The sequence below is a fragment of the Peribacillus sp. NPDC097895 genome (genome assembly GCF_050277555.1).
Classification (GTDB): Bacteria; Bacillota; Bacilli; order Bacillales; family DSM-1321; genus Peribacillus.
Genome location: NZ_JBNNSH010000001.1, coordinates 1,067,513 through 1,089,622, shown reverse-complemented (window position 1 = coordinate 1,089,622; position 22,110 = coordinate 1,067,513). Strand labels below are relative to the sequence as shown.

Below are 22,110 nucleotides of genomic sequence, written 5' to 3'. Positions count from 1 at the left end.
GTAACCCCCATGATATCCTCTGATTTTCAATGGTCAATTCCAATAAAAAAATCGATAGGGGGACAGCCCCCTATCGATTTAGTGTTCTATCATACTAACAATGCTGCGATTTCATCAATTTTCTTAGCTCCGAATACCACTTCTTCATCATTGATGATCATAGCCGGCACGCTCATGACTTTATATTTCTTTTTAATTTCCTGGAAATTGCTTATATCGACCATTTCAGCTTCAACGTTAGGGTTTTCAATAGCAATGCGTTGTGCGCCCACTACAACGTCTGGACAGTAGTGACATGACAATGAAACCATCACTTTGATGTTCGCTTTTTTACTGATTCCTTTAATTGAACTCAAGACGGCTGAATCCAAAGCTTGACCAGGTCCAGCCAGGTTGTAGATAGCCAAAATGAAGGAATTCAACTCATGTCCACCTGGTACGCCGTGGTATTTGACCCCACTGTATTCACCATTCGAATTTAATAAGGACACGACAGGGAACTTATCTGCATTGATCTTTTCTTCAATTTCCTCATTTTCCCCTTTGTTGTATAACTCAAGATGAATCTTGTCGCCTAATTCCGCAACGTCCAACAAGAAGTCGCGTAATTCGACTGATTTTGGCAAACTTTCATCGACGATGGACACCAATGTTACTTCTTTCTCCATCTTGCCGAAGATTCCCTTTAATTGGCCGCGTAACGCATCACTTAATAAAGAGCTCTTTCCTGCTGGGACTGCGGCCTGTTCTTTTTTCGCCGGCTTTTCAACCTCAGGCTCATCTTTAATGCCTAAGCGATCTTTTTCTTCTTCAATATATTTACCTGCATCCGTTGCAGCAATCGCTCCGTCAGATACAGCTGTGATAATCTGGCGCAAGGATTTTGGCCTTAAGTCTCCCGCTGCATATACACCCTTCACATTCGTTTTCATATCATCATCCGTGAGAATGTAACCAGCATGATCCATTTCGATATGGCCATTGAAAATCTCTGTTTTAGGCTCGTAACCAATGAATACGAATACTCCAAACGTATTGTCTTCTTCCTTCGCCTTATATTCAAATTCTTCTTTAGTCTCGTTGTTGATGAAACGGGCACTTTGAATCATTCCATCTCCATGCACCCCAAGGATCTCCGTATTGAATTTCACTTCAATCTTATCATTTGCCATTACTTTATCAACAATGGAAGGGGCACACGAGAAGCTTGATTCCCGTGCAATGATGGTAACTTTTGTGGCAAAACGAGTCAGGAAGATAGCTTCTTCAGCTGCTGCATATCCTGCCCCGATAACGAAAACTTCCAATCCTTCAAAGAATTCACCATCACAGGTTGAGCAATATGCTACGCCACGCCCGGTAAATTCCTCTTCACCTGGAAATCCTAGAGTTCTCGGAGTAGCACCTGTTGCAATGATGACAGCCCGTGCATGATAGTCTCCACCAAGAGTTTTAACGACTTTTACCTCACCAGAGAAATCCACGCCCGTTACATCCGCTTTGGCGAATTCTACTCCAAAATCTTCATTTTGAAGCTTCATTTCTTCAACTAATCTTGGGCCTGAAATATGGCGGATTCCAGGATAATTGGCTATTTCAGATGTAGTTGCGGCTTGTCCGCCCCCAGTGCCTTTTTCAAGAATTATAGTCTTTAATTTGGCTCTTCCTGCATATACGCCCGCTGAGAGGCCAGCAGGGCCGCCACCAATAATTAATAGATCATATATTTTTTTCATATTTGTTCTCCTAGCTGAATAATAATATGTGCTAACCTGATTATTTTGAAAAACAAAAGGCACTTATTTTAGCTAAGTGCCTTTTGTCATTAGATACTTGTCAGGAACGAATTGTCCCCATTATCATAATCATGGGTCCATTAACCGGAGTAATGGATTTTTCCATTAAGAATTAAAGTTTACCTACAAGGTCTAGGCTTGGTTCTAGCGTCGCTTCACCTGGAGTCCATTTAGCTGGGCAAACTTTATCTCCGTGTTCTGCTACGAATTGTGCAGCTTGAACTTTTCTCACAAGTTCTTCAGCATTACGGCCAATTCCTAAGTCATTCACTTCGTATGCTTTAATTTGTCCTTCTGGATTTACGATGAAAGTTCCACGTAGAGCTAATCCATCTTCTTCAATCAAAACACCGAATTGACGGGATAAGACGTTTGCTGGGTCTGCTAACATAGGATATTGAATTTTACCGATTGTATCAGTAGCATCTGCCCATCCTTTGTGGCTGAAATGAGTATCTGTTGATACTGAGTAAACTTCACAACCAATTTCTTTGAATGTTTCATAGTTATCTTGAAGGTCAGCTAATTCAGTTGGACATACGAATGAGAAGTCAGCTGGGTAGAAAAAGAATACTGCCCATTTTCCTTTAACATCTTCAAGTGTAACTTCTTTGAATTCTCCTGCATGGTAAGCTTGTACTTTAAAATCTTCAACTTGTTTATTGATCAATGACATAATAAATTCCTCCAATAGCTTTTTTTTAATACGCTCCTATTTATAATAATTATTAAATAGAAACTAGTCAATAAATATACCTTAATAATTTTTAAGTTCACAAATTAGTCACAGTTTTTATATTGATATAAATTAATTAATTTTAAAAAGGCATGGTACTACAAAATAGCATATTTCAAACCTTTCCAATGTTATTTCAAGAGTAAAAAATAAGAAACAAGCTCATTATTTCAAATGGTTTTATCGCCCCCTTTTCAATCAAATAATCAACTTTAAATGAGAATCAATAGCTCTTTTTCATCCAATTTTTAATTGAAAGGCCACTTCTTTATATCATTGCCATTTTTTCCCTAAATGATTCTTCATACATGATTTCAGCAAAAAAAACCGAACCATCACGGCCCGGCTCTTTGAATTGGCTATCCTATGTCATTCTTTCATTTTTATCCGTTATTGTTTTTTCCAAATAAGCTTCTTCGCTTCGGTGAACCTTACAGCTGTTTGCGGCCAGTTTACCACGTCCCACCATTTATCCACATAGGCTGCCCGATTGTTTTTATATTGCAGGTAATAAGCATGTTCCCACACATCCAGAACAAGGATTGGAATCGTATCCCACTGGGTTAAAACCATATGCAGTTCCGATTGAAGTATTTCAAGACGCCTGGCACGTGGAACCCAGACTAAAATCGCCCAGCCAACACCTTCAACCTGTTTGGCCGCTTCACTAAACTGATTTTTAAAAGTTGCAAAGCTTCCAAAGTCCTGTTCAATCTGTCTAAGTAAGTCTCCCTTTGGCTGCCCGCCTCCTCCTGGAATCATCACTTCCCAAAATAATGTATGAAGATAATGACCCGAACCATGAAAGGCTGCTTCCTTTTCCCAATGTTTCAACAAGGAAAAATCATTCGTTTCCCTCGCTTTTTTCATCATCAATTCCGCTTTATTCAGACCATCGACATAGGCTTGATGATGCTTATCATGGTGCAGGTACATGATTTCCCTTGAAATCGTCGGTTCCAACGCTTCATAGGCATACGGTAACGGCGGTAGCGTATGCTTCCCAATTGGTACTGATTGCCTTTCCTGTATACCGTAATCTCTAGCGATTTCTTCAATTTCCCCGTAGACCCGAGTCATCTCTTCTTCAATCAGGACCATATCTTCATAATCTATTTCTTCCGTATCCAAATCTTTGGTCCACTGGGAAAGCCGTTCAATATTTGACAACAAATTCGAATCGGTGATATCGATCTTCTCAAGATATTCCATGATCTCGTCAATCCAATCACTTACCTCTTTTGCGTACTCTCTTTCTTCAGACATCTTACAACCTCCTTGTAACCTTATGGCACATAAATCATCAAAGTATTTTATGTTTCGATTAAGCGGAGATTCCATTTATATACAAAAAAACAGCAAGGCCTATTGAGCCTAGCTGTTTCTATATCATGACTGTAACATTTTCGTTCGGTAATCCGTTTCATAAAACTCCAATTCTTCACGCATGGTCTGGAATCCACTTTCTACTGCCTTCAGAATGGATATTATGCTGTCCGGTACACTTTGGTGAAATTTAATCGAGTTTTTCCCTGTATATGCAGATCTGCTGTCCTCAAACCAACGATCCGATTTTGGGGAAAAGTATTCTTCGATACATTGATGATATACCCTATAAAGCGTCTTTTCAGCTGCCGCTTTATTAAAAACATCATTTTTAAGAACGATTTGACAAGCTTCCAAGCCCTCTTCACAACTGACGAGCAATCTTCTTAAACTGGAAAGGACTCCTTTATAATAGGTTTCATCACCAGGCTTTTCTTCTTGCAGCTTAGAATAGGTCGTCTGATTTATAAATTCTTCTAGCTGAGCCACTGTCGTTTCTAAAAAGCTTTTTACATCCTCAAGCTGAGATTTTACCAATGTATTCCCCAACCGTGAACCCTCCTCAAAATGATTAAGATTGAATATAATAGTCAACATGTGATTCTATATTATATGGTTTAGCTTGGTCAATAGATATAAACACTTTCTCCAATTTTTCAAAATCTATATTTTCGAAATAACTAGCTAACTCTTTCTCTGAATTTATATATATACGTTTTCGGTTGATCAAACTCGGGTCTTTAAGCAGGCAGACCATGGCAATGATATCAGCCAGATAAATATCTCTGTTAAAACTTTTGAATATAGGATTGGCGGGATAGGGTGTAAAACGAGAGACCATCTCATCAAAATAACGAAGATACAGGACATTCAGTGTCTTTTCTTTTCCATCCTTCATGTATTGTATAACGGATCGGTTAAAAAATTCCTCCGGCGAATTTGACTTCTCTTTTTCAAGCTCAAATCCATTGCATGCTACGATTTGCACCCGCAATCCCCCCGTATTCATTTTTTCTATATTATCACAATTATTCGATTGTTTGCTGAAATTTTTCAAAAAACAAATCCGCTTCACCATTTTCGAAGCTATCATCCGAATTATCGGCAAGCGGCGGTAATTCTTCGATGGAATTCAATCCGAAGTAATCCAAAAACTCTTTTGTTGTTCCATATAAGTAAGCCCGACCGGACCCTTCAGCACGTCCGACCTCTTTTATTAAGACTTTGGCGACAAGTGTATGAATGGGACGTTCTGTTTTGACACCACGAATTTCATCAATTTCAGCTCTAGTAATCGGCTGCTTATATGCAATGATTGCGAGTGTTTCCAAAGCAGCCTGGGATAAGCCTTGTGCGCTTGATGTTTCTACAAGTTTTTTCAAGTAATCCGAGTGTACTTTTTTTGTCGTCATTTGATAAACACCCGCTATTTCAATCACTTGAATTCCGCGTGTATCCGATATATATTCTTCCTTTAAACTTTCAACGATGTCCGTTGCTTGATATTCTGTAATTTCAAGGACTGACGCAATTTGTTTGATGGAGAGTCCTTCATCTCCAGCCGCAAACAGTAATGCCTCAAGAATACCTTTCCAATTAATAACTTCCAACTGGCTCTACACCTTTCTTAGCTGCAATCATGATTTCCGAAAAATTATCTTCTTGTTCAACGTTGATTTCATTTAGTTTCATTAGTTCCAGTACTGCCATAAAGGTGATGACAATATGCTCTTTAACCGGAACCGAAAACAGTTCAAAAAAGCTTTTCTTCCCTTTGATGGATTGTAACTCCATCATGATTTCATCCATGCGTTTTTCTATCGATATTTCTTGTTTCGTTACTTTCGTGTAAAGCGGCTTTTGTATTTTTTGTCTGCGGAGCAGTTTTTGCAGAGCGCCCAACATATCATATAGACTGATATTCAACTCTTGTTTATCACTTTCCGCTTCTTTAACATATCCGGACAAGTCACTTGGAGGTTTAGTGAACATCAAACTGCGTTCTTCTTCCATCCCTTTAAATTCTTCGGCCGCATGCTTATACTTTTTATATTCTAAAAGCTTCTCCACAAGCTCATCCCGTGGATCTTCTTCAAATAGTTCCCCATCTTCATCAATCAATTGTTCATCTTCATGCTTCGGCAGCAACATTTTACTCTTTATAGCAAGCAGCGTTGCAGCCATTACCAAATATTCGCTGGCCACATCCAATTCAAGGTGCTGCATCGTATGGATGTAACCTAGGTATTGATCTGTAATATCTGCCATCGGAATATCGTAGATGTCTATTTCAAGTCGATTTATCAAATGTAGGAGTAAATCCATCGGACCTTCGAAAGCGTCAATTTTTATATTATAACCCATTAAATTACCCCATTTAAATCCAATTGGCCCAAAGGCCTATTTCTTTTCCTAATCAAGTATAGTGGATTGCCGCCCTTTATCCAATAATAATAATTTACGGACCTTGAAAAAAGTTCTTTTAAGGGAATTTTGACAATTGGGTCAATGCCCAATCACATTCGTAAATACAACATAACCTAGAAATGTAAGAATAGCAGAACAAAGGAGGTACTTATTATGGGTGCAGGTGGTTTTGGACACGGCGGCGGATTCGCCTTTATTGTAGTATTGTTCATATTGTTAGTTATCGTCGGTGCTTCTTGGTGTTAATGAAGGCTGATGAATCAAGCTGATTGCTTTGCAATCAGCTTTCTTTATTTTCCAAGAAAAAATTCTATGCTACACTTAGAAAGAAAACATTGCAGATCATAAGCTATGGAAAAATGGCTTTTCTGCCTTAGATGATTCCATCAAAACAAAAGGGGTGCTCCTATTGAATTACGCGGACGACTACCTTTCTTTCCTTGTCCATTTCCATGGGACAAGGGATTATTTCGAATGTCATGAAATTCTTGAAGAATATTGGAAGGAAACCGCTCCAAAAGAGCGTGACTCCCATTGGGTCGGCCTCATTCAAATTGCTGTTGCCCAATACCATGATCGCAGGGGAAACACTAAGGGTGCTGTCAGGACCCTGACTAAAGCCCTGGCTAATCTCCACTCTAAAAAGCCCGAGCTCCTAAAGTTGGGGCTTGATCCCGAAGAACTGTTCAATTTGCTCGAGAACACCCTCGAACGAATGTTATCCCAAAAGCCATATGAAAGCATTAATCTTCCGATAGCAGATCAAGGGTTAATCGAAAAATGCCAATCGATGTGCCTGCATGAAGGATACATATGGTGCGCAAATAGTGACATGGCTAATTCATCAATAGTTGATAAGCATCTAATGCGTGACCGTTCGGATGTCATTTCTGAAAGGACTCGGCAACTATCCCTTCGAAAAAGAATGGAGGACCGCCCTTAAAGGCTGTCCTCCATTCTCACTTTCATATTCAGATTTCTTCGCACCTGTCAAGAAAGCTTTCCGTAAACTCATTTGCCTTTAATTCTTTGTCAGGATATTGCTCCTTAAGAGCCCTGACCATCATTTTACCGATACCTTGCTTCCGAAAAGATGGATTTACAGATATATGTTGAATCTCAATGTGATTTGGAGAGACTTCTATTCCGATCAAGCCTATAATCTCTTCATCTTTCCATAAGAACAGCTGTAGATTTTCATCTGTTTCATAATTCTTCATCGTATTCCGAAGCACTTTTATCTCTTTTTCATTTGGCATGAAAGATAATAATCCCATGGCAAATTTCTCATAACTTTTCTTATACTTAATCAACATAATATCCCTCGTTACTAAATAACGTTTTATTATCTACCTGTTTCCAATTAATTCGCTTTGAATAATAATCCTCACTTATAACATTTCCATCATACATAAAAACTTCGTACGTTTCAACATCACTTTCAGCACTTGATTTATGGATGTGCTATGTGCTACGCGATAAACAACCAATATACGATTCCCCACATCAAAGCGATAACAAGTATCATAAGTAAAAGAGTTTTATTACTTTTCCTCATCCCATACTCCCTTTATTAATGGTCCAAATATTTAAATATCGAATTCATTTTACTATAACCTAACACAATCTGACAAATATCCCTTGCAATCTTGCTTCGATTTTACTACATTGATAAAGTGATCTTAGGTTCATAGAGTGCCTCTTAGGTATAAAAGACAAGGATGCAATCATTTTTCTCCCTTGAAAGATCATTAGCTTTCTTGGGCCATAATATTTTTTTTAAGAAAATATGTATCTTTTTTATCCTTTGTTTCGTCCAATACTATGAATCTTCATTTAGAGCGCCGCCCTTTAAATGAAAGATTCCAATTCAGCAGGAAAAGTTAAGGAGGATTACCATGAAAAAAAGTAATAAATGGGTCATTGTAACTATTTTATTATGTCTATTATTGCCATATAAGGCTTTTGCAGATGCAGCTGTTGGTGAAATGATCGTCACACTTGGTGAAAATTTGACAAACGAACAAAAAAATATGATTTTGTCAGAAATGAAAGCCCCCAATGATGTTGAGGTTTTAACGGTTACAAATGCGGAGGAACATGAATACCTAGGAGACTATATCGCCAGCCGACTGATTGGTACAAAAGCGATTTCTTCCTCTGCCATTACATTGGAGGAAAAAGGTACTGGCCTTAAACTGGAGTCGAAAAACATTAACTGGGTCACCGATGAAATGTATATCAATGCTCTGGCCACTGCAGGAGTAAAAGATGCTACCGTTTATGTCACAGCACCTATTCCCGTTTCCGGTACAGCGGCTTTGACAGGAGTCATCAAAGCATATGAGATTTCTTCTGATAAGAAGATTCCGGAAGACGTGAAACAGGCAGCAAATGAGGAAATGGTAAAAACAGCTAAGTTAGGTGATGAAATCGGTACGGAGGAAGCCTCTGCACTGGTAACAAAAATCAAAGAAAATATGGCTGAAAATCCACCAGCCAATACCGAAGAGGTTCGCGATGTTGTCGAATCTTCAGCAAAAGAACTTGGAATCGCCTTAAATGAGGCTCAAGTTCAAAGTTTAATTGATTTATTCAATAAGCTAAAAGAATTGAATATTGATTGGAACGCTGTCGGGGATCAGCTTACTGCTGCAAAAGATAAGCTATCCAATTTTCTGGAGTCCGAAGAGGGTCAATCATTTTTAGATAAATTGAAAGAAGTTTTCAGTAGTTTAATAGACGCGATCAAATCATTTTTCAGCTGATATAAATAAAAAGAGGATGGCCTATGCCACCCTCTTTTTATTCTTTATTCAAGACTGCGGCTTCGTGAAGGGCCAAATCCAAATGGATAAGATCATCGAAGGTCTCGCGTTTGATGACTAATCGAGCTTCCCCATTTTCACAAAAGACGACAGCCGGTCTCGGAATCCGATTGTAATTATTCGACATGGAATATCCGTATGCTCCTGTACAAAAGACTGCCAATACATCCCCGCGTCCTGCTTTAGGCAATGGTAAATCCCAAATCAACATATCTCCGCTTTCACAGCATTTCCCAGCTATGGACACTGTTTCTTCTACAGGATCAAGTGGCCGATTTGCAAGAATTGCATCATACTTAGCTTCATAAAGTGCTGGACGTATATTATCACTCATGCCCCCATCAATGGCAACATATTTACGGACATTAGGCACTTCCTTTTCAGAACCGACTTTATACAAAGTCATACCGGCATCTCCGACTAATGAACGACCAGGTTCGATCCAGATTTCAGGCATTCCTAAATCGGATTCGGCAATCAGGTTCTGCACTTCCCTAACGATTTCTTCTACATATTGAGAAGCAGGTAGCGGGTCGTCCTCTTGAGTGTACCGAATTCCGAATCCTCCTCCGAGGTTCAATACCTTTGGTTGAAAACCTATGGTACCATGCCAATCATTCAGCTTGCCGATAATTTTTTGAGCGGCAAGAAGGAAACCAGTCGTTTGAAAGATCTGGGAACCAATATGGCAGTGCAATCCTAGTACTTCCAGCCATTCGCTTTGTAGTGCTTGTTTAAGGGCTTCTTCAGCCTGGCCATTAATAAGATCAAAACCAAATTTCGAATCTTCTTGCCCTGTCAAGATGTAATCATGCGTATGGGCTTCGATGCCTGGTGTTACACGAAGAAGGATTTTAACCTTTTGCTCACGGTTTGTACAAATCTCTTCTAACAATTCCAACTCTGAAAAATTATCGACTACTATACAGCCAATTTTATAATCCAAAGCCATATGTAGCTCTTCTTCACTTTTGTTGTTTCCATGAAAGTGGATGCGTTCAGTTGGGAAATTCGCCTTAATTGCCGTATATAATTCCCCTGCTGAGACAACATCGAGAGAAAGGCCCTCTTGATCAGCCAACTGGACCATGGCAATCGAAGAAAAGGCTTTACTTGCGTAAGCAACTTGTGCTGATATCCCCAATTCCTCAAAAGTTCTCTTGAACCCTCTTGCTCGTTCACGAATTAGTTCTACATCATAAACATATAGTGGTGTACCAAATTTTTCGATTAGTTCGATCGTGTCCACTCCGCCAATCTCCAAATGTCCACGCTCATTGACACCACCGGTTCCGTACAAATGCATGATAGCTTCACCTTCCTGACTTAAAACTAAAAAAAGATTAACAAGAAATGAGGCAGCCTCAAATAAAGAAACCTGATATTAGTGAAAAGGACTCTCTATATGATCAAGCCTCATTCGAATCTAATTGATTATCCCCGTTAAATATTGTTCTCCATAACTGCTTAGTAGTTCGAAAGACAAGCCAGATTCGTTTTACTTCTAGAAACAAAAGCTCTATCTCTTTGGGAAGCCTTAACTTTACCGCTTTATTCGAATAAAATTAAATTACCACAACTTTTAGACAACATCAACCTTTAGATTTTCTTGGCTGCCTAAATCTATCCTGAGGATGAACAATACTTGGACGTTCCACAGATCCCGGATAAGGTCTTCTAAATATTATATGTGATAAACCCTTCGGTTGAAATGGGAGAAGCGGCCATAAATATGGTGTGTTTAACGTTTTTATGCTAGTAAGCAAAATAATGTAGAGTGTGATGCCAATGACTAAGCCAGGCACTTTAAATGCAGCAACCAACACTAGGAGCGCTAAACGGGAAATTTTATTCGCTACCCCTAGTTCTAAACTCGGAGTGACAAATGTGCCGATTGTCGCTACGGAAGCATAGAGAACCACTTCAGGAACAAATAAGCCAACATCTATCGCAATCTGTCCTATCAAAACGGCAGCAACCAAGCCCATCGCCGTAGAAAGCGGGGTCGGGGTATGGACGGCTGCCATCCTTAAAAATTCTATACCAATATCGGAAATGAAGATTTGGACCACTATCGGTATATGCGTTTTTTCATTTGGCCCGATATACTCAAACTTTTCAGGCAGGAGGGAAGGCTCTAAACAAAACAGCAACCAAATCGGCAGCAAGTATAAAGAAACGAAAATCCCCAAAAAACGTACCCAGCGTACCAAGGATCCAACTGCAGGTGCCTGCCGATACTCCTCAGCATGTTGCATGTGATGAAACAGAGTGGACGGGGTAATGATGACACTCGGTGAAGTATCGACATAAATAAGGACATGCCCCTCAAGTAAATGTGTTGCCGCTACATCAGCCCGTTCCGTATACCTGACCATCGGGTATGGGTTAAATCTTTGCTTGACGATGAACTCTTCAATCGTTTTATCAGACATCGTTATGCCATCAACCTCAATACTATTCAATTCCTTACGAACGATATCTATTAAATCAGGATCGGCAATATCTTTAATGTAACCAATGGATATGTCCGTTTTCGATCGTTCCCCTACATGCAACATTTCGAAACGTAATCTTTCATCCCGTATTCTCCGTCTGGTTATCGCAGTGTTAACGATGATATTCTCAACAAAACCATCCCTTGATCCTCGGACGACTTTTTCCGTATCGGGTTCTTGTGGCTGTCTCCCGGGATAACTCCTGACATCCACAACCAATCCTATTGGTTTACCATCAACAACAATGACTATTAAACCGGATAATACCTGATCAACAAGCTCATCCATCGTCTTTATTTCCTCGACGGATTGGTGTACGAGCAAGTCTTTGACTACATCAAAAACTTTAGTAGTCAAGATTTCAGCATTTTTGTTATGGATTAGTGAGTCGAGGATTTCAATGATGAATTCTGTATCCGTCAACCCATTTATATAGTAAAGATGCACATCTTTTCTAAGTACCTTTATCCTTCTTACCCCTAAGTCGAAGCTGACGCCCAGACCTACTTTCTCTTCCATGTACTCGTCAACTTCCGCTACCCTATTCGGAATCGGTATCATGTTTTCAGGTTTTTCTGAAGTCATCATGACCACTCCTTTCCAATATAATTTCCACCGCTAGCTTCGTGATTGGTGCACCTTTTTTAAAATCATCCTGATGGGACATTTTACCGATATCCCCTATCCCAACTACTATGGGTACATGTAATTGATCGATGCAATACACCGTATCTCCTGTTATCTTGCCCAGTTCAAATTCCTCGGCGCCGTATTTATCCACCCCGTTCGGTGTCAAATTCCCATCCCGGTCGATACAGATATCAACCTTGGTCCATTCTTCCCTTCTAGTCCTTGAAGCGACCGCAATCACTCCAAGGACAATAATATCAGGATGTTCGGCAACTACTTTCATCGCTTGTTCACCGGATCCTTCACCGATAAATCCGCTATCATCAAACATGACCAACACAGGATCATTCTTCGCCTTCTTTATTAGTCCAACAAGCTCCAAGCCCGTATATCGTGATGGATTACCTTGCGACATGGAGATGCATCGTCCCCCAATTTCCTTGGCGACAAGTTCGACAGCCCGTTTAGCATACTCATCTCCATCCGTTATCAATATCACTTTTCGTTTGGTCACCATCTTGAGCCTACCTTTCATTACCAGGAATAGTTACCTTAAAAACTTACAAATCGACAAAATAAATCCATTGGAATAAAGAACCGGCTATCTTCCCCAATACGAGTGCCATTAACAGATAAATGATTTTCTCTTGTATACCGATTCGTTTAGACAGAACAGGAAATACATTCAGAACTTCAGTTAAGGCAGCAGCAAGCATCCCATTAAAGATCCCGTCAGCCAAACCGATCGGAATTAATAAAAAATGCGGAAGGGAAAATTCCGTTTCCTGCAATCCGAACCATGTTCCTGCGACAACCCCGGCAATGATAGCTCCTTCGTAGTAATGTATCATTTTCATTGTTTTGGTCAGCTGAGTCAGTCTCGGAATCACCCCAAGTACAGTTAAAAACGCTACAAAACCGGCACCTGTAGCAAAACCTCCAGCTAAACCGACAAAGATTCCGAAGATAATTTTACCTGTCATCAAGATGGCGCACGTTCTCCTTATTTTCATTCATGGTTACATACCGGTCCAAATCCTGCTGATAGTTGAACATTTCAACCTCGAGCGGACTGGGTTCCTCATTGAAGCGTTTTTTAAAAAAGTGATTAAAAAATAAGATCATGCCTATACCAAGGCCGAAGCTATATGGGATTTGAATCAATAGCGGCTTTTCATCCACTTTTCCGGTTATGATCGTGAAGATTTTTTGATGCACTTCCCCCATACTGACATCAACATGAAAATTCATGATGGTCATACCACCGCCGATAAACAACAAGAACCAGACTAGGATGAAGGCCAGGATTGACATTTTCTTTTTCGAGAGGATGACTTCGATGATGGTTTGGGAGGGTCCGAATGTCTCCACTTCAATACCCGGATCCACTTTGCGAATGGCCATGATAACTTGAGCCAAATCAATGACAATAATATTCTTATCTTCCTTCTTGACCGTTAATAATAAGATTTCTTCAATTATTTGAATCTCTTCTTCAGGTCCGATTATCCTCGCAATATCTTTTATCCTCACCGTTTGATTTCCATTTACTTGTACACGGTTCCTCATTCTGATATATACAACTGCCACTATCATCACATCCCGACCTTTTATTTCCTTATGCTAGTAGTATGGATTGTAAACAGATTGAAAATGCAGGAAGTGGCCGATGTCCAAATATTACTAATTGCAAACAAAAAAAAGACACGCTGCAATGACAGCATGTCTCTTTGATTTACATCCATAAATTAGTGGGTGGGGAAGAAAATCAGTTGAACCAAAAATATCAATCCAAAAATATAAATGAGTGGATGAACCGATTTTCCTTTTCCACTGAATACCTTCATTAGAGGATAAGTAATGAACCCTATAGCAATCCCCGTTGATATGCTTGAAGTAAGCGGCATCGTTAAAATGATTGCAAAAGCTGGAAATGCTTCATCGAAAATTTTCCAGTTGACTTTAGCCAGCCCCTCCATCATGAAACATCCTACGATGATCAAAACAGGAGCAGTGATTGCTTGAACTGAAGAGATCGCAGATATTAATGGAGAAAAGAAAATCGATACAGCGAACAGGATCGCCACAACTGTAGCCGTCAACCCGGTACGTCCACCTGCAGCCACACCCGTGCTCGATTCAACGTAAGCAGTTGAAGGACTTGTTCCAAACATTGATCCGACTGTCGTTGCAATCGCATCACCTAAAAAGGCTTTCTTGGCACGAGGGATCTTACCATCCTTCGTCAGTCCTGCCTGTTCCGTTACACCGATCAATGTACCTGTCGTATCAAAGATCGTCACAAGTAAAAAGGCGAATACAACTGAATATAAAGAATGGGTGAAGACTCCAGCAATATCGATATCGAAAAATACCGGTGCTGGAGGTACGGATAAGAAGCCATCAAAATTTAGCAAACCGATAAAATAGCCGATAACTGCCGTAATGATCATACCAATAAAAATGGCCCCTTTGATATTACGGGCCATTAAAATCAAGGTAATGAATAAACCTATCAACGCTAAAACGGTTCCAGGCTGATGCAAATCGCCAAGAGTCACCATCGTTGATTCATTAGATACTACAATTCCCGCATTTTTCAACCCGATAAACGCGATGAATAAACCAATTCCGGATGTGATTCCATATTTTAGTGAGTTAGGAATCGCATCGATTATCATTTTGCGCAAGCTCGTCACGCTAATTAATAAAAAGAGCAAACCGGCGATGAAAACCGTTCCAAATACAGTCTGATATGAGAGGCCCTGTGCCCCCACTACGCTAGCAAAATAAGCATTCAAGCCCATCCCCGGTGCTATCGCAATCGGATATTTTGCTACGAGCCCCATGATAAGGGTACCTATGACCGATGATATGACCGTTGCCATGAAAACTTGTTCAAATGGAATTCCGATTGAAGACAATAAAGCCGGATTCACAATTAGGATATAAACCATAGTCAAAAATGTCGTAACGCCCGCCATGACTTCTGTACGGACACTCGTTCCATTTTCTTTCAGGGAGAAAAACCTTTCCATAAACATATTTAGACCTCCAGATCTAAAGGAAACACCGACAACCGTTTGCACGAAAGAACAAGGTGTCCTAAAATTGTACTGCATCGTCGCTTTTCCTGGTTAAATATTCGCTGAATGAAAGATAAAAAAACGAATGAAAAACGCGACCTTTACTATAATATTCGTTTTTAATTGTAAATTCAACTAAAAAATTTGATTCCCATACATATTTTCATAAATTTGATTCCTAACTAATCACGAGGGTCCATTACTTTTACTTTTTCCTAAATCCGCGATTTATCTCCAGCCAAATAAAAAAACCACATGAATCACTGATTCATGTGGTTTTTCATTTGCTGAAGAATCTTCTTTTCCAGCCTTGACACCTGTACTTGGGATATACCAAGCCTTGCCGCTACTTCCGACTGTGTCTGATCTTTATAATACCTTAGGAAAACAATCAGCCTTTCACGTTCATTCAATTCATGAATCGCTTCTTTCAATGCGATTTGATCAAACCAAGATGTTTCGTTATGGTCGGCAATCTGGTCAAGAAGAGTAATCGGATCTCCATCATTCTCGTAAACCGTTTCGTGGATGGATGAAGGGCTCCTGCTAGCTTCTTGTGCCATGATGATTTCCTCTGGCGATAACTCAAGATGTTCCGCCAATTCATTGACAGTCGGGACTCGGCCATATGTCTTGGATAGTTCTTCTTTAGCCCTGCGAATTTTATTCGCCATTTCTTTCAAAGAACGGCTCACTTTAACTGTTCCGTCATCACGGATAAAACGTTGGATTTCACCAATGATCATTGGTACAGCATACGTTGAGAATTTCACTTCAAACGATAAGTCAAATTTGTCCACGGACTTCAAAAGACCTATGCAGCCAATTTGATAAAGGTCATCCGGTTCATAACCTCGATTGAGGAATCTTTGCACTACTGACCATACAAGCCTGAGATTGCTATTGACAATCAAGTTCCTTGCATCTTGGTCACCGCTCTGGCTGCGTTGAATCAAATTCCTCAATTCCTCATCTTTTAAATGGGGCTGGCCTTTTTTGCTCTTCTCGTTTTTAACCTCCACATCCATATGCAAGTCTCCCTTAATTGCACAAAGCTCTGCTTGTAGTTAAGTGCTTTTTTAATCGAATGATCGTGCCTTCACCCTTATGGGAAATTATATTGATTTCATCCATGAAGTTTTCCATGATGGTGAATCCCATACCGGAACGTTCAAGTTCGGGCTTTGTCGTAAATAAAGGCTGTTTAGCCTCCTCGACGTCCTCAATGCCCAGTCCTTCATCCCGAATGGTCAATTCTACTGTATCACCTTCGATGACCACTGAAATGTAGACCCACCCTTCCGGATCACTCTCATACCCATGGATAATCGAATTCGTAACGGCTTCTGACACGACAGTTTTGATTTCTGTCAATTCATCCATCGTCGGGTCCAATTGGGCAATGAAAGCCGCAACAGTTACCCTGGCAAAAGATTCATTTTGGCTTAGTGCGGAAAATTTCGTTTCCATTTTATTTTTCATTTTAGGCAACCCCCAGTCTTTGCAAAGCGTTTTTTTCGGATAGTTCCATTTTAACAATTTTAAACAACCCTGACATCTCAAATAACCGCTTTACTGCTGGAGAAATTGCACAGACCACCATTTCACCTTGCTTTTTGTTTACCTGCTTATAACGCCCTAAAATAACTCCGAGCCCTGAACTGTCCATAAAATGCAATTCTTCCATGTTGAGAATAATATGCTGGATGTTATGCTTTTGAATGGCTGCCTCTGCCTGGTTCTTCAATTTTTCTGCTGTATGATGATCTAAATCACCTTTGAGACGAATGCACAATACACGATTTTTCGCCTCCATATTAATCGTAAGACTCACTATATACAGCCTCCTTCACTGTCTTGTAATGAGTCAAATTCTCTTTTTTACCTGCCGATTCCTTCTTAACAGCAAAACTAGTGGAGTTTCGCCTAAATTAGTACTAATACCAGGCATTGCGACAATTTATTCTATTTCGCTTGAGTAAACATGCCGAAAGCACGTTTATACAATTGCCACCAGCTGGCATTTTCAACAGATTCCTTCGCGACAATTGGAGATTCGACATACACCTTACCGTTTTTCTTCAATTCAAGCGTACCAATTTGATCACCTTTTTTTATAGGGGCTTTCAAATCTTTATCAAGAGTGACTTTTTTTGTAAAGTCCTTTGCCGTTCCGTTCTTGGCTGTCAAAACTGAAATAGGTTCACTTGTCACTCCCACCACCGCTTTCTTGTGGCCTTTACTCACCCTAGATTCACCTAACACCTCGCCGCGTTTATAAATCGGATATGTGATGTATTGTGAAAATGCATAATCTAGCATCTTGGTGACCTGAGCGTTTCGTTCCTTTGGAGAATCGGCTCCAAAAACGACCGCAATGACACGCATATTTCCTTTTTTTGCAGTGGCTGTAAGACAGTATTTCGCTTCATTAGTGAACCCTGTCTTTAGCCCATCCACTCCAGGATAAAATTTTACTAATCTATTCGTGTTAACGAGCCAGAACTTCTTATCGGTGTTTTCACGGAGATAATCTTCATATGTACCCGTGAACCTTGTAATCGTATCGTATTTCAATAGTTCCTTCGCCATAATCGACATATCATGGGCCGAACTGTAATGATCTTTAACTGGAAGGCCCGTCGCGTTTTGGAACTTTGTATTTTTCAAACCTAAGTCTTTCGCCTTTTTGTTCATTTTCTTAACAAACTCTTCTTCAGAGCCGTCAAGACGTTCAGCCATTGCAACCGATGCATCATTCGCCGAACCAATCGAGATGCCTTTAAGCATTTGTTCTGTGGTCATTTCTTCACCTGGCTCGAGGAAGATTTGGGACCCGCCCATCGATGCTGCATACTCACTTGTCCTGATTTTCTCCTTCATGCTTAGTTCGCCTTTATCGATCGCTTCCATGATCAGCAGCATTGTCATGATTTTCGTCATACTAGCCGGTGAAAGACGAATGTCTGCATTTTTATCATACAGAATGGCGCCTGTATCCCGTTCAATCAAAATAGCGGATTTAGCATTGGCCGCCAAGTCGACTCCTTTACCTTCAGCTGCTTCTGTATGTGGGATGCAAAAGCCTATTGCTATTAATACGGTTATAAATAGAGAAAGAATCCGCTTCATCTCCATACCCTCCAATCTTGATATCATTTATTTTTTCCATCAAACCCATTTTTATACAATTAAAGATGAATTTTGAACATATATTGGATATTAGTACCAATTAACAAAAAGCAAAAGAGGATGCGCATGGGCATCCTCTTTTTTAACATTCATTGGAAAGACACAAAAAGGTCACCCTAAAAAAGGGTGACCTTTTTAAAATCATTTATTCCATGATTTCTTTATAGATCAGGGTAGGTTTTTCGACTTTCTCTTTTGAAATCGCAATGCTTTCATACAATTTTTCTTTTACTTTTGTAACATCTTCAAAATTGCTGTAAATCGTCACAAGGGATTCACCTTTTGCCACAGTTTCCCCGATTTTTTTACGGAGTACAAGCCCGACTGCCAAATCGATCTCTGATTCTTTTGTAGCTCTCCCGGCGCCTAAAAGCATAGCTGCCGTTCCCACTTCATCAGCGATGATCTCCGATACATATCCGTCCTCTTTCGCTTCTAGCTCGAAAGTATGAGCAGCCTGCGGAAGTTTTTCCGGCTGATCTACAACCGAACCATCGCCTCCCTGAGCTTCTAGGAAAACCTTGAATGAGTTTAGTGCAGAACCATCTTTTATCGCATTTTCAAGCAAGGTTCTTGCTTCCTCCAGCGAACTTGCCTTTTTGGCAAGGTATACCATATGACTTCCTAGTGTTAAAGAAAGTTCCGTTAAATCTTCCGGGCCTTCCCCTTTAAGTGTATCGATGGCTTCCTTCACTTCTAATGCATTTCCGATTGCGTAGCCCAGCGGTTGGCTCATATCGGAAATGACAGCCATCGTGTTTCGCCCGACATTGTTCCCGATGCTCACCATTGCATGCGCTAATTCTTCAGAATCTTCGAGAGTTTTCATGAAAGCGCCAGCTCCTGTTTTAACATCGAGTACGATTGCATCAGCACCAGCGGCAATTTTCTTACTCATGATCGAACCAGCAATCAAACCGATACTGTTAACGGTAGCCGTAACATCGCGCAATGCATATAACTTTTTATCCGCTGGAGTCAGGTTACCACTTTGTCCAATGACAGCTATTTTATTTTTATTTACAAGCCGAATGAACTCGTCATTTTCGATTTCAACATGAAAGCCTTTTACAGACTCCAACTTATCGATCGTTCCGCCTGTATGGCCAAGACCCCGTCCTGACATCTTTGCAACCGGAACACCTACCGCAGCAACTAATGGCCCAAGCACTAGTGTTGTGGTATCCCCAACACCGCCTGTTGAATGTTTATCGACCTTGATTCCTTCAATCATCGATAAGTCGATTTGATCGCCTGACTCGACCATTGCCATGGTTAAATCAGCACGTTCCTGCTCATTCATGCCTTTGAAATAAACAGCCATTGACCAAGCACTCATTTGGTAATCAGGAATCGTTCCATCAGTAAACCCTTTGATGATGAACTGTATTTCTTCTGTAGAAAGAGCCTTTCCATCCCGCTTTTTCTCAATTAAATCTACCATTCTCATAATAGAATCCCCACTTTTTTAAGACACCGATTCTCTCAGGTGCACTTTTATTTTTTTGATCATTTTATATGTCTTTAACGATGTGCTTCACAAAATCCAGAAAACTGCTTTTCACTTTTTCCGTCGTTTCAATTACCTCTTCATGCGACAAAGGCTGATCGAGAATGCCTGCCGCCATATTGGTAAGGCATGATATTCCGAGCACCTTCATATCGCTATGTCTAGCCACGATAACTTCTGGAACCGTTGACATCCCAACTGCATCCCCGCCTAGGATTCTGGCCATTTTCACTTCTGCAGGCGTCTCATATGTCGGACCTGAATTCCCGATATAGACACCTTCTTTAATATCCAACCCGAGTGTTGCTGCGATTTTTTTAGCTTGAGTCCGCAGCCCCTTGTTATAAGCTTCTGACATATCAGGGAACCTAGGCCCAAAACGCTCCTCATTAGGACCGATCAATGGGTTTGCCCCCATTAAATTAATATGATCCGTAATCAGCATCAAGTCGCCTGGTGCGAAGCTTTCATTAACACTTCCAGCAGCATTCGTTACAATTAATTGCTCAACGCCAAGAAGTTTCATAACACGTACAGGAAATGTGACCTTCTCCATGGAGTAACCTTCATAAAAATGAAAGCGTCCTTGCATGGCTACAACTTTTTTGCCACTTAATTGACCAATGACAAGCTGTCCTGCATGTCCTTCAACAGTCGATACCGGAAATTCCGGGATTTCGTGGTATGGGATCGTTATGGGATTTTCAATTTCATCTGCCAATACTCCAAGTCCAGAACCAAGAATCAATCCTATCTCCGGGGAGCCTTCAATTTTATTTTTTATAAATGCAGCAGCTGTCTCTATTTTATTAAACATCTATTTAATCTCCCCTTAATTTATATCGCCCAATATATTTTTCCCGAAGGCAGGCATTTTTACATCAAAATTAGCAGCGACCGTCGCTCCGATATCAGCAAATGTATCTCTTACTGGAAGCTCGGCACCTTTAGTAAATCGTTTGGAATAGACTAATAATGGCACAAATTCACGTGTATGATCGGTTCCTTCATGAACCGGATCATTCCCGTGATCGGCAGTGATGATCAATAAATCATCCTCCTGTAGTTTATCGAGAACTTCCGGCATCCGAGCGTCGAATTCTTCCAAGGCTTTTCCGTATCCCTCTGGATCGCGGCGATGTCCGTATAAAGCATCGAAGTCGACAAGATTAAGGAAGCTTAACCCTTTGAAGTCCTGTTCTATCGTTTGGATTAATTTATCCATTCCATCCATATTAGATACGGTCCGTAAAGATTCAGTTACACCTTCTCCATCAAAAATATCCGAAATTTTCCCGATTGCGAGAACATCATATCCGGAATCTTTCAATTCATCCATAACTGTCCGGTTAAAAGGCTTCAATGCATAATCATGACGGTTAGACGTTCTTTTGAAGCTACCTGGTTCACCTGTGAATGGTCTAGCAATAACGCGTCCAACCTTATACTCATCAGCCATTGTCACTTCCCGTGCAATTTCACAAATCTTATATACTTCGTCTATCGGCACGATGTCTTCATGTGCAGCAATCTGTAAAACGGAATCAGCTGATGTATATACAATCAATGCACCCGTCTTCATATGTTCCTCGCCAAGTCTTTCAATGATCTCCGTACCGCTGGCTGGGACGTTCCCAATAATTCCACGACCCATTTTCACCTCAAGTTCATTCACTAACAACTCAGGAAAACCATTTGGAAATACACGGAATGGAGTGGATATATTCAATCCCATTATTTCCCAATGTCCAGTCATCGTATCTTTACCTGTAGATGCTTCTTTCATTTTCGTATAGTATGCGAGCGGTTGCTGAGCTTTTTCAATCCCTTTTATTTCACGGATGTTTCCTAAACCCAATTTTGCAAGATTCGGCATGTTCAAACCATTCATTTTTTCTGCGATATGGCCGAGAGTATCAGCCCCTTTATCACCAAATAAATCTGCATCAGGTGCTTCGCCAATCCCAACTGAATCCATAACGACTACAAATATTCGTTTAAATGCTGAATTCCCTTTCATGTTCATTCCTCCTAAAATAGTAAATCACTTTTATACTCTGTATTTTACCCTTATATCGCTC

General features: G+C 40.3%; 24 protein-coding genes. 3 read left to right on the top strand and 21 right to left on the bottom strand.

Going from position 1 to position 22,110, the window contains the following annotated elements; genetic code table 11:
• Positions 1-89: 89 nt before the first annotated feature.
• The 7 genes from ACQKMH_RS05225 to ACQKMH_RS05195 all read right to left on the bottom strand — a co-directional run bounded on the left by ACQKMH_RS05225 (position 90) and on the right by ACQKMH_RS05195 (position 6,222).
• Positions 90-1,736, bottom strand: a complete 1,647-nt coding sequence (locus tag ACQKMH_RS05225) for an FAD-dependent oxidoreductase (protein ID WP_427586373.1) — start codon at positions 1,734-1,736, stop codon at positions 90-92.
• 172 nt (positions 1,737-1,908) lie between these two features.
• Positions 1,909-2,472: an alkyl hydroperoxide reductase subunit C gene (ahpC, locus tag ACQKMH_RS05220; protein WP_057217417.1), complete on the bottom strand. Its 564-nt coding sequence runs from the start codon at positions 2,470-2,472 to the stop codon at positions 1,909-1,911.
• 450 nt (positions 2,473-2,922) lie between these two features.
• Positions 2,923-3,798: a superoxide dismutase gene (locus ACQKMH_RS05215; RefSeq protein WP_427586372.1), complete on the bottom strand. Its 876-nt coding sequence runs from the start codon at positions 3,796-3,798 to the stop codon at positions 2,923-2,925.
• Positions 3,799-3,921: 123 nt separating this feature from the next.
• Positions 3,922-4,407, bottom strand: coding sequence for a YpuI family protein (locus ACQKMH_RS05210; RefSeq protein WP_427586371.1), 486 nt, complete (start codon positions 4,405-4,407; stop codon positions 3,922-3,924).
• 22 nt (positions 4,408-4,429) lie between these two features.
• Entirely contained in the window at positions 4,430-4,846 is a 417-nt protein-coding gene (locus ACQKMH_RS05205) for a hypothetical protein (RefSeq protein WP_427586370.1), read from the bottom strand.
• 40 nt (positions 4,847-4,886) lie between these two features.
• Positions 4,887-5,468: an SMC-Scp complex subunit ScpB gene (scpB, locus tag ACQKMH_RS05200; protein WP_427586369.1), complete on the bottom strand. Its 582-nt coding sequence runs from the start codon at positions 5,466-5,468 to the stop codon at positions 4,887-4,889.
• Positions 5,455-6,222 (bottom strand): segregation/condensation protein A, encoded by a 768-nt coding sequence (locus ACQKMH_RS05195; protein WP_427586368.1) that lies wholly within the window; start codon positions 6,220-6,222, stop codon positions 5,455-5,457. Before ACQKMH_RS05195 ends, scpB begins: the two co-directional genes overlap by 14 nt.
• 216 nt (positions 6,223-6,438) lie before the next feature.
• Here ACQKMH_RS05195 and ACQKMH_RS05190 point away from each other — a divergent pair, with 216 nt between their 5' ends.
• Complete coding sequence (locus tag ACQKMH_RS05190) at positions 6,439-6,531, top strand: YjcZ family sporulation protein (protein WP_081108854.1); 93 nt, start codon at positions 6,439-6,441, stop codon at positions 6,529-6,531.
• A 163-nt stretch (positions 6,532-6,694) separates the two neighbouring features.
• Positions 6,695-7,228 (top strand): DUF309 domain-containing protein, encoded by a 534-nt coding sequence (locus ACQKMH_RS05185; RefSeq protein ID WP_427586367.1) that lies wholly within the window; start codon positions 6,695-6,697, stop codon positions 7,226-7,228.
• A gap of 28 nt (positions 7,229-7,256) precedes the next feature.
• Here ACQKMH_RS05185 and ACQKMH_RS05180 read toward each other — a convergent pair whose 3' ends face one another.
• Positions 7,257-7,601, bottom strand: coding sequence for a GNAT family N-acetyltransferase (locus ACQKMH_RS05180; protein WP_427586366.1), 345 nt, complete (start codon positions 7,599-7,601; stop codon positions 7,257-7,259).
• A 582-nt stretch (positions 7,602-8,183) separates the two neighbouring features.
• Between ACQKMH_RS05180 and ACQKMH_RS05175 the strand changes: the two genes are divergently transcribed.
• Entirely contained in the window at positions 8,184-9,053 is an 870-nt protein-coding gene (locus ACQKMH_RS05175; protein WP_230156894.1) for a DUF1002 domain-containing protein, read from the top strand.
• 37 nt (positions 9,054-9,090) lie between these two features.
• Here ACQKMH_RS05175 and lysA read toward each other — a convergent pair whose 3' ends face one another.
• The 13 genes from lysA to deoB all read right to left on the bottom strand — a co-directional run bounded on the left by lysA (position 9,091) and on the right by deoB (position 22,049).
• Positions 9,091-10,419: a diaminopimelate decarboxylase gene (gene lysA / locus ACQKMH_RS05170; protein ID WP_427586365.1), complete on the bottom strand. Its 1,329-nt coding sequence runs from the start codon at positions 10,417-10,419 to the stop codon at positions 9,091-9,093.
• Between the two features lie 286 nt (positions 10,420-10,705).
• Positions 10,706-12,172, bottom strand: a complete 1,467-nt coding sequence (locus tag ACQKMH_RS05165) for a spore germination protein (RefSeq protein WP_427587516.1) — start codon at positions 12,170-12,172, stop codon at positions 10,706-10,708.
• A 4-nt stretch (positions 12,173-12,176) separates the two neighbouring features.
• Positions 12,177-12,758 (bottom strand): stage V sporulation protein AE, encoded by a 582-nt coding sequence (locus ACQKMH_RS05160; RefSeq protein WP_427586364.1) that lies wholly within the window; start codon positions 12,756-12,758, stop codon positions 12,177-12,179.
• 43 nt (positions 12,759-12,801) lie between these two features.
• Positions 12,802-13,224, bottom strand: a complete 423-nt coding sequence (locus tag ACQKMH_RS05155) for a stage V sporulation protein AB (protein ID WP_063233148.1) — start codon at positions 13,222-13,224, stop codon at positions 12,802-12,804.
• Complete coding sequence (locus tag ACQKMH_RS05150; RefSeq protein ID WP_427587515.1) at positions 13,214-13,837, bottom strand: stage V sporulation protein AA; 624 nt, start codon at positions 13,835-13,837, stop codon at positions 13,214-13,216. The genes ACQKMH_RS05155 and ACQKMH_RS05150 overlap by 11 nt, the downstream gene beginning before the upstream one ends.
• A gap of 152 nt (positions 13,838-13,989) precedes the next feature.
• Positions 13,990-15,279, bottom strand: coding sequence for an NCS2 family permease (locus ACQKMH_RS05145; protein ID WP_427587514.1), 1,290 nt, complete (start codon positions 15,277-15,279; stop codon positions 13,990-13,992).
• A 308-nt stretch (positions 15,280-15,587) separates the two neighbouring features.
• Positions 15,588-16,355 (bottom strand): RNA polymerase sporulation sigma factor SigF, encoded by a 768-nt coding sequence (gene sigF / locus ACQKMH_RS05140; protein ID WP_034308137.1) that lies wholly within the window; start codon positions 16,353-16,355, stop codon positions 15,588-15,590.
• Between the two features lie 13 nt (positions 16,356-16,368).
• Entirely contained in the window at positions 16,369-16,809 is a 441-nt protein-coding gene (spoIIAB, locus tag ACQKMH_RS05135; protein ID WP_034308139.1) for an anti-sigma F factor, read from the bottom strand.
• A 1-nt stretch (position 16,810) separates the two neighbouring features.
• Positions 16,811-17,161 (bottom strand): anti-sigma F factor antagonist, encoded by a 351-nt coding sequence (gene spoIIAA / locus ACQKMH_RS05130; RefSeq protein ID WP_057914308.1) that lies wholly within the window; start codon positions 17,159-17,161, stop codon positions 16,811-16,813.
• A 131-nt stretch (positions 17,162-17,292) separates the two neighbouring features.
• On the bottom strand, positions 17,293-18,459 hold the full coding sequence (locus tag ACQKMH_RS05125) for a D-alanyl-D-alanine carboxypeptidase family protein (RefSeq protein ID WP_427586363.1): 1,167 nt from the start codon (positions 18,457-18,459) through the stop codon (positions 17,293-17,295).
• A gap of 205 nt (positions 18,460-18,664) precedes the next feature.
• Positions 18,665-19,969 (bottom strand): pyrimidine-nucleoside phosphorylase, encoded by a 1,305-nt coding sequence (locus ACQKMH_RS05120; protein ID WP_230156888.1) that lies wholly within the window; start codon positions 19,967-19,969, stop codon positions 18,665-18,667.
• 64 nt (positions 19,970-20,033) lie between these two features.
• Positions 20,034-20,846, bottom strand: coding sequence for a purine-nucleoside phosphorylase (locus ACQKMH_RS05115; RefSeq protein WP_427586362.1), 813 nt, complete (start codon positions 20,844-20,846; stop codon positions 20,034-20,036).
• A gap of 15 nt (positions 20,847-20,861) precedes the next feature.
• On the bottom strand, positions 20,862-22,049 hold the full coding sequence (gene deoB, locus ACQKMH_RS05110; protein WP_427586361.1) for a phosphopentomutase: 1,188 nt from the start codon (positions 22,047-22,049) through the stop codon (positions 20,862-20,864).
• Between the last annotated feature and the right edge of the window lie 61 nt (positions 22,050-22,110).

Bases quoted from the DNA above. Each gene is read 5' to 3' on its own strand.
- sigF (WP_034308137.1), bottom strand. From the start codon at position 16,355: ATGGATGTGGAGGTTAAAAACGAGAAGAGCAAAAAAGGCCAGCCCCAT.
- ACQKMH_RS05215 (WP_427586372.1), bottom strand. From the start codon at position 3,798: ATGTCTGAAGAAAGAGAGTACGCAAAAGAGGTAAGTGATTGGATTGAC.
- ACQKMH_RS05120 (WP_230156888.1), bottom strand. From the start codon at position 19,969: ATGAGAATGGTAGATTTAATTGAGAAAAAGCGGGATGGAAAGGCTCTT.
- ACQKMH_RS05180 (WP_427586366.1), bottom strand. From the start codon at position 7,601: ATGTTGATTAAGTATAAGAAAAGTTATGAGAAATTTGCCATGGGATTA.
- ACQKMH_RS05115 (WP_427586362.1), bottom strand. From the start codon at position 20,846: ATGTTTAATAAAATAGAGACAGCTGCTGCATTTATAAAAAATAAAATT.
- lysA (WP_427586365.1), bottom strand. From the start codon at position 10,419: ATGCATTTGTACGGAACCGGTGGTGTCAATGAGCGTGGACATTTGGAG.
- ACQKMH_RS05225 (WP_427586373.1), bottom strand. From the start codon at position 1,736: ATGAAAAAAATATATGATCTATTAATTATTGGTGGCGGCCCTGCTGGC.
- ACQKMH_RS05145 (WP_427587514.1), bottom strand. From the start codon at position 15,279: ATGGAAAGGTTTTTCTCCCTGAAAGAAAATGGAACGAGTGTCCGTACA.
- spoIIAB (WP_034308139.1), bottom strand. From the start codon at position 16,809: ATGAAAAATAAAATGGAAACGAAATTTTCCGCACTAAGCCAAAATGAA.
- ACQKMH_RS05150 (WP_427587515.1), bottom strand. From the start codon at position 13,837: ATGATAGTGGCAGTTGTATATATCAGAATGAGGAACCGTGTACAAGTA.
- ahpC (WP_057217417.1), bottom strand. From the start codon at position 2,472: ATGTCATTGATCAATAAACAAGTTGAAGATTTTAAAGTACAAGCTTAC.
- ACQKMH_RS05190 (WP_081108854.1), top strand. From the start codon at position 6,439: ATGGGTGCAGGTGGTTTTGGACACGGCGGCGGATTCGCCTTTATTGTA.
- ACQKMH_RS05125 (WP_427586363.1), bottom strand. From the start codon at position 18,459: ATGAAGCGGATTCTTTCTCTATTTATAACCGTATTAATAGCAATAGGC.
- ACQKMH_RS05160 (WP_427586364.1), bottom strand. From the start codon at position 12,758: ATGGTGACCAAACGAAAAGTGATATTGATAACGGATGGAGATGAGTAT.
- ACQKMH_RS05165 (WP_427587516.1), bottom strand. From the start codon at position 12,172: ATGATACCGATTCCGAATAGGGTAGCGGAAGTTGACGAGTACATGGAA.
- ACQKMH_RS05195 (WP_427586368.1), bottom strand. From the start codon at position 6,222: ATGGGTTATAATATAAAAATTGACGCTTTCGAAGGTCCGATGGATTTA.
- ACQKMH_RS05175 (WP_230156894.1), top strand. From the start codon at position 8,184: ATGAAAAAAAGTAATAAATGGGTCATTGTAACTATTTTATTATGTCTA.
- deoB (WP_427586361.1), bottom strand. From the start codon at position 22,049: ATGAAAGGGAATTCAGCATTTAAACGAATATTTGTAGTCGTTATGGAT.
- ACQKMH_RS05155 (WP_063233148.1), bottom strand. From the start codon at position 13,224: ATGACAGGTAAAATTATCTTCGGAATCTTTGTCGGTTTAGCTGGAGGT.